At 35.4% G+C, this 1,230-nt stretch carries 1 protein-coding gene; it reads left to right on the top strand.

Annotated elements, in window-relative coordinates:
- On the top strand, positions 1–1,230 hold a 1,230-nt coding region (locus tag BN67_RS14600), incomplete at both ends, for a type ISP restriction/modification enzyme (RefSeq protein ID WP_033313460.1).

The following is a 1,230-nucleotide window of genomic DNA, read 5'->3' as shown; positions in this document are numbered from 1 at the left end:
AGAGTCTTTTAAGAGTATTGATGGCATTAAACAAAAACAAGGTTGGCAGCTTATTACACCAGATAAGCATGGTGATTGGATTGGTCAACGTGATAATAGTTTTAAAGCATTTTTAGCTTTAGGTGTTAAAAAAGGGTATGATAAAAAGCTTTTTGAGACTTATGCCTGTGGTCTTAAAACCAACCGTGATGCGTGGACATATAACTCGAGTTGTGACGCTTTAGCAAAAAATATGAACAATATGATTATCTTCTATAATAGTGAAGTGAAGCGTTTTAATGACAGCTATCTACATTCTGATCACGAGACACGTAAAAAGGTTGTAGACAGTTTCGTGAATTCAGACGCAAGCAAAATTAGTTGGAGTAGTAGTCTTAAACAAGAATTGGTAAGAGGAAAGTTTTTTGAATTTGAAAATAGTTGCTTAGTTAAAAATCTTTATCGTCCTTTTACAAAGCAATGGCTTTATTACAACCGCACTTTCAATGAGAGAGTCTCTCAAATGCCACATATATTTTCGATGAGACAAGCCGTTGAAAATAAGGTTATACAACTTACAGGAACAGGAACGATGAAAGGCTTCTCTGTGCTCATGACGAATACTTTGCCTGATTATAGTGCAATAGAGGCTAGTCAATGCTTTCCACGCTATCTTTACGAAGATGCTACGATTTCAAAAGATAAAAATACAAAGCAGCCCCATTTATTTGAAAGCTCTATAAAGAATGATGAAACCGTTGGTTTACAACGGCATGATGCACTCACTGATGAAGGATTAGAGCATTTTAAAGCGGCTTACCCTAGTGAGAAAATCTCTAAAGATGATATCTTTTATTATGTTTACGGTATTTTGCATTCAGAAGATTACCGCACCCGTTATGCTGATAATCTCTCTAAAGAATTGCCTCGTATCCCTTGTGTGAAAACCGCTGAAGATTTTTGGGCTTTTGTTCATGCAGGGCGTGAACTTGGTCACTTGCATGTCAATTATGAAACTGTAGAACCTTATCCCGTCACCTTTAAAAAGGGGTATTCAAAGCTAACAGACATTTCTAATTCTGAAGAATTTTATTATGTTACAAAAATGAAATTCGCAAAAGTTAAGAAGTGTAAGAAAAAAGATAAATCTACAGTGATTTACAATGATCATATCACAATGACAGATATCCCTCTTGAAGCCTATGAATATATCGTAAATGGTAAACCTGCTCTTGAATGGGTTATGGAACA

This window comes from Bartonella rattaustraliani AUST/NH4, assembly GCF_000312565.1.
Classification (GTDB): Bacteria; Pseudomonadota; Alphaproteobacteria; order Rhizobiales; family Rhizobiaceae; genus Bartonella; species Bartonella rattaustraliani.
The sequence above is the reverse complement of the archived record's forward strand: the minus strand, read 5'-3'. Positions and strand labels throughout refer to the sequence as shown.